This window comes from Pedobacter sp. 01T416_2, from assembly GCF_056398925.1.
In genome coordinates, this window is sequence record NZ_JBFTQI010000632.1 from 1 (window position 1) to 5,247 (window position 5,247).

Genomic DNA, 5,247 nt, shown 5'->3' on the forward strand with positions numbered 1-5,247 from the left:
CAGATAGCCACCACACTGGCTATTTATATCCGTTGCTTCTTGATTTAGTTGAGTTGAAAGCTTGGTACATGTGCCATATTTAAATAGATACAACTATGGTACAAGAACAATTTAAAGTAGCTGAAGTGCAGGTAAGCTACAAACCAGATTACAATATCACGGATCGCCCTAAGATTACCTCATCAAACCAAACGTTTCAGCTTTTAAAGAGTCAATGGGATATGGGGAGGATCGCATTTCTCGAAGAATTTAAGATCTTGCTTCTTAATAGAAGTAACCGAGTGCTTGGTTTTGTTGATATCTCAATGGGTGGTGTTAGCGGTACTTATGTTGATCCAAAGATAGTGTTTGCTACTGCCTTAAAAGCTAACTGTTCATCAATTATATTGGCTCATAACCACCCAAGTCAAGATCTTAAACCGAGTGATGCAGACATTAAATTAACAAATAGATTGGCYGAGTGTGGAAAGTTGCTAGATATTAATGTATGGGATCATATCATTATAAGCGAAAACAGCTATTACAGTTTTGCTGACGATGGAATGATCTGAATAATTTGGAATTGAAAACCAAACAAAATAACTTTGATTTAATTAAACAATTTTAAACAAGCGCACCAGTTGCGCGCCAAATGCGAAACAAAACAGTATAGCATGTGAAATAAAAAATGGCTCTCAGATGATCTGAAAGCCATTGACTGTACCCCGGAAGGGACTCGAACCCCTGACCCTCGGTTTAGAAAACCGACGCTCTATCCAGCTGAGCTACCGAGGCTCATTTTTTAATGAGCTGCAAATATAGAAGTTCTATTTAATATGTAAAAATATATTTTAAACTATTTAGAGGGTACTTTTTCTATTTCAAATAAGTATTTAAGAACGAAGCAATTAAAATTAAATTTGGGCGGAATAAATTTGATTTCACCCCATAAAAAACGTTGTTTTTCACCCTATTCTGTACCAAAAGTACATAGCGAGTATCCAAAAAACAGGATAAATCTAAATTACGCGTCTTCTCCGTTCCAAATATCATCATCGGCATGCCGAATTTTGTCGTGACCGACGGTTACACTCTTTAATTCTTCATGGTGATAATTTCTTTCAGGATTTTCTGGCAATCTACTGTCGTGATTTAGTGGCACCTTCCGTAAATGCTCAGGCTTCTTAACCTCAGGTAAATCATCATGTACAACAGAAGGCGTTAAGATCTTCTTCTTGGGGTTATTGCTGTTTTCCATAATTTTAAGAGACTCAAATTTCAAGCCACAAGCAAAGGTGAGTTAAAATTTCGGGAATTGGTGTGTATTTATGGATAATAAGGATCAGCGCTAAGTGTTTGTCGGTTGGCGAAAGGCAGATGCAAGCTCAGCCATTACAAAAAATGCGCACAAATAAATAAGTTTTATTTGTGCGCTTATGTGTTAAATTAACGCTAAAAGATCCTTCGACTACGCTCAGGATGACAAAGCGAATGTGTTTCTCTAGGAAAATTGTTTAGTAATTCCCTGTAACGCCTATTTCTAAGCCTCTTAATTCGGCTAAACCCCTTAATCTGCCTATCGCCGAATAACCTGGGTTGGTTTCTTTGGCCAAATCATCCAACATTTGGTGGCCATGATCTGGGCGGAAAGGAATTGATTTATCGCGCAAAGCATTTTCTTCTGATAAGGCTTTCATGATTTCATACATGTTCACATCACCACCTAAATGATCTGCTTCGTAAAAACTACCGTCCTCATCTTTTTTAACGTTACGCAAATGCGCAAAATAAACACGTTCCTTAACTGCATTGAAGATCTCTAAAGCATTATTCCCCATTCCGGCACCTAATGRGCCTGTACAGAAACAAACACCGTTAAAAGCCTGGTCTACTTCTTTAATAATATAATTAAAATCTTCGAGCGTACTCGCAATTCTTGGCAAACCTAAAATAGCATAAGGGGGATCGTCAGGATGGATGGTCATTTTAATACCTTCTTCTGTACAAACATCAGCAATAGATAACAAGAAAAATTTCAAATTTTCTTTTAATCCTTGTCTTCCAATGGCTTTATATTCATTAATGCTATTACGCAAAGTCTCCAACTCGATTTCTTTTTCGGTCGGGATGCCCATTAATACATTGATGCGAAGATCAACTAAATCCTGCGCTGTTAAAGTAGCATGTTTAGCTGCTGCCCTATCTAAAATAGATTGCGAATAATCTGCTTCTGCACCTTCTCTCTTCAAAATATAGAGATCAAAAATGGCCAGATCGATCCAGTTAAAATAAAGGGCTTTCGATCCATCGGTCATTTCCAGGTCCAATTGTGTACGTGTCCAATCTAAAACAGGCATAAAGTTGTAGCACACAGTCTTAATTCCGCAGGCCGACAGGTTACGCAAAGAGGTTTTATAATTTTCGATATACTGCCCTGCATCTGCCCTACGCGTTTTAATCGCTTCATGCACGGGAACACTTTCTACTACCGACCAGGTTAAACCTGCTGCCTCGATAATGGCTTTTCTTTCCTGAATATCATGTAATGGCCAAACTTCACCATGTGGTATATGATGCAGTGCGGTTACAACGCCCGTAGCTCCTGCTTGTTTAACATCTTGTAGGCTAACTGGATCGTTCGGACCATACCAACGCCAGGTTTGTTCTAATTTTTTATACTTCATTGTATTTGATTGCACAGATTAAGATTACACTGATTATGTGATTGTATTGATATCTAAACGCCAGAAAATGCTGTAAATCCCCCATCCACGGTAACATTCTGTCCATTTACAAATTTAGAGGCATCACTTAGCAAATATACTAAAGCGCCAATCAATTCTTCTGGCGCTCCAAACCGTTTAAAGGGTGTTTTAGAAATGATGGCCTGCCCTCTTGCAGTCAAAGAACCATCTTCATTGGTTAATAACGCCCTGTTCTGGTTAGTAATAAAAAAGCCGGGTACAATGGCATTTATCCTGATTTTATCCTGATAACGATTGGCTAATTCAACAGCCATCCATTTGGTATAACAATCTATAGATGTTTTGGCCAATGAGTAACCCAATACGCGTGTAATGGCCTGATTAGCAGAAACTGATGAAATATTCACAATACTACCCCCATTTTTCGCGATTTCTTTACCGAAAATCTGTGTAGGCAAAATAGTTCCAAATAAATTGAGGTCAAATGCTTGTTTTAGGGCTGGAATATTAAGATCAAAAATATCACTTCCGGGCTGAATAACGGCTTCCGCCACATTTCCACCTGCTGCATTAATCAGCGCATCTATGCGACCAAATTCTTTGATAATGATTTCATTCGCATTAAGCAGATTCTGCTCATCCAATACATCAGCAATAATATAAATAGCTTTTCCTCCTGCGTTTGTTACATCAGCAACCCTTTGCTTTGCAGCGTCTTCATTTCTTCCTATAACAACGATTACAGCACCAGCTGCACATAATCCATTTACAAAAGCCTCGCCCAAAACACCTGTAGCACCTGTAACTACTACAACCTTGTTTTTCAGCGAAAACAGACTTTCTACTTTTTTTTACCTGTTTCGCTGATCAAGCCTTTACGGTTCCAGAAATTCTGATAAATAGGATGTTGTCTTCTTGGTGACCTGAAATCGGTCAAAATCCATGGCGTCATGCCTCTTAAAGCCCCAATTTTGCTTAACATAGCAATCTGATTTTTGTACAACGCCTCTTGGTATTCTTCGCTCCAACGTGTATTTTCATCGGCGTGGAAACCGCCCAAAGCATCGCCCCCAAACTCAGTAATTACCACAGGTTTTTTATATTTAATATCGAAATTGTATTTGGTAATTTCGGATGGATTACCTCCCCAGTACCAACCAGCATATTCATTAAAACTTACCAGATCGATTTTTTCGCCCAGGGGATCGTTTAAAATGATGTTATTTCCCTCGCGGTGTACTTCTAAAGCAGCAGCCACTAAACGGGTATCATCCAAAGAGCGGGCAGTTTCTGCCAAATTGCTCATAAAACTCAAACGGGCATCGCTTAACGGGGTTTCGTTGCCAATAGACCAGACGATCACACTTGCCCTGTTTTTATCTCGTACGATTAAATCAGTCAATTGCTTTTTTGCATTGGCATAGGTTGCCGGATTTGTCCAGCTGATGGTCCAGTAAACAKGAACTTCAGCCCAAACCAATAGTCCCATTTCATCAGCAAGGCGAATCATTTCTTCGTTATGCGGGTAATGCGCCAGGCGAACGTAGTTACAGTTCATTTCTTTTGCCCATTGCAACATCATACGCATATCGCCTTCTGAGCGTAAACGACCAGCTAAAAGCGGGTTTTCGTCATGTAGTGAGATTCCTCTTAAAAAAACAGATTTACCGTTTAACAAGATACTATCGCCATCAACCTGAATGGTTCTGAAACCAATTTTATCGTTGATATTTTCTTTATCGGTTTTAATATTTACCGCATATAATTTTGGTGTTTCTGGCGACCATAAACTTAAATTGTTCCAGATAAACTCATCTACAATTTTACCTTCGCTATCTGTTTTGTATTTCTTTTCGAGCTTCAGCTCTGGAATAGAAAGCATAATTTCCTGTCCAACGGTTGCATCAGCAAGTTTTACCGAAAAATTTAATAAGTTATTGCTTCCTTTAACAAGCTGAAGTTTATAGTCACTGATAAAATGTTCAGGAAATTCGGCTAAGTAAACATCGCGTGTAATGCCGCCATAGTTCCACCAATCGGTATTTACAGTTGGAATTTCATCCTGTTTACGGATATTATCAACTTTAAGCACAATGGAGTTTTCGCCAATTTTTAAGTTGCTGGTTACATCGAACTGGAAAGGTGTAAAACCGCCCTTGTGTACCCCCAGTTTTTTACCGTTGAGGTAAACATGGGCTTCGTAATTTACTGCACCGAAATACACGAAATATTTTTTCCCTTTTTCTGGTTTTGCATCAAACTTTTTGCGCAGCCAGACATTGCCTTCGTAAAGCTCTAATTTTTCCGATTGCGAGTTCCAATCGCCAGGAACATTCATTTGTGGCGAATGATCGAAATCATACTCGATCAGTTCTGACTTGTCTTTCTGAGTTTTATCATCGTAATAACCTCCGGTTCCGGTTTTCGACTGGTCGAATGGATCGTGACGATAATCGTAATAACCGTTTTCGTAAGGATCAACAATATAATTCCATTTACCATTAAGGCTCTGAATTTTCCGTCCCTGAATGTTTTGTATAGCGGTAACCTGACCGTAACTGAT

5 protein-coding genes and 1 tRNA gene are annotated in these 5,247 nt (G+C 38.9%); 1 reads left to right on the forward strand and 5 read right to left on the reverse strand.

All coding sequences use genetic code 11. The features are described from left to right. Nucleotides 1–95: 95 nt before the first annotated feature. On the forward strand, nt 96–551 hold the full coding sequence (locus AC1DPQ_RS21475) for a JAB domain-containing protein (RefSeq protein WP_477610819.1): 456 nt from the start codon (nt 96–98) through the stop codon (nt 549–551). A 149-nt stretch (nt 552–700) separates the two neighbouring features. On the opposite strand, the gene AC1DPQ_RS21480 is transcribed toward AC1DPQ_RS21475, so the two are convergent. The 5 genes from AC1DPQ_RS21480 to AC1DPQ_RS21500 form a co-directional block, all read right to left on the reverse strand. Next, nucleotides 701–774, reverse strand: a tRNA-Arg gene (locus AC1DPQ_RS21480). Between the two features lie 229 nt (nt 775–1,003). Next, complete coding sequence (locus AC1DPQ_RS21485) at nt 1,004–1,237, reverse strand: hypothetical protein (protein WP_477610820.1); 234 nt, start codon at nt 1,235–1,237, stop codon at nt 1,004–1,006. A gap of 256 nt (nt 1,238–1,493) precedes the next feature. Further along, nucleotides 1,494–2,663, reverse strand: a complete 1,170-nt coding sequence (gene uxuA / locus AC1DPQ_RS21490; protein ID WP_477610821.1) for a mannonate dehydratase — start codon at nt 2,661–2,663, stop codon at nt 1,494–1,496. A gap of 53 nt (nt 2,664–2,716) precedes the next feature. Continuing rightward, nucleotides 2,717–3,520: an SDR family oxidoreductase gene (locus AC1DPQ_RS21495; RefSeq protein WP_477610823.1), complete on the reverse strand. Its 804-nt coding sequence runs from the start codon at nt 3,518–3,520 to the stop codon at nt 2,717–2,719. Between the two features lie 5 nt (nt 3,521–3,525). Continuing rightward, on the reverse strand, nt 3,526–5,247 hold a 1,722-nt coding region (locus AC1DPQ_RS21500), incomplete at its 5' end, for a glycoside hydrolase family 2 protein (protein WP_477610822.1).

What these genes read in the sequence shown, in the direction of transcription:
- AC1DPQ_RS21485 (WP_477610820.1), bottom strand. Translation starts at nt 1,237, where the DNA reads ATGGAAAACAGCAATAACCCCAAGAAGAAGATCTTAACGCCTTCTGTT.